We start from the raw sequence: 568 nt of genomic DNA, 5'->3' as shown, positions 1-568 counted from the left end.
CCACCGACAGGATCGACGCGTCGACCGCCGATCGCGGAGGGCGTTCGACGACATCGATACGTAGGGCGTCGAGCCGGTGCCGGATGCGCGACGGCATGACCTGACGAAGCTTCGTCAGCGCCCGCAAGGAGGACTCGCCGATTCCTGCGACCGAGTCGGTTGCCGCGGACTGCAGCCCGAACGCCACCGCGAGGGCCTCGTCGTCGTCGAGCAGTAGCGGAGGCATCTCGGCGCCTGCACCGAGTTGATACCCGCCTCCGACGCCTGCGGTCGCGTTGACCGGATAGCCGATCTCGCGCAGCTTGTCCACGTCGCGTCGCACCGTCCGAGGCGTCACGGCCAGCCGCTCGGCCAGCTCAGCTCCTGCCCAGTCTCGACGTGTCTGGAGCAGAGACAGCAACTTGAGCAATCGTGCCGATGTTTCCCGCATGTGTAGATACTGGCATCTATTGCGGACCGTTCCTGTCCTCGATGCTGGTTCTTGCCGACCCTGTTTCTCCGATACTGTTGACTACCGTGCTATCAGTCGTCCACAGCCCCGTCGTTGTCCGGGCTCCATCGAAGGTGA

General features: G+C 64.6%; 1 protein-coding gene. It reads right to left on the bottom strand.

Annotated features, from left to right (window positions below; genetic code table 11):
• A partial coding sequence (locus tag A2J03_RS21100) for a helix-turn-helix transcriptional regulator (protein ID WP_156520494.1) occupies nt 1-430 on the bottom strand: 430 nt, incomplete at its 3' end.
• Nucleotides 431-568: the final 138 nt, after the last annotated feature.

The organism is Rhodococcus sp. EPR-157, assembly GCF_001647195.1.
Lineage (GTDB): Bacteria > Actinomycetota > Actinomycetes > Mycobacteriales > Mycobacteriaceae > Rhodococcoides.
The sequence above is the reverse complement of the archived record's forward strand: the minus strand, read 5'-3'. Positions and strand labels throughout refer to the sequence as shown.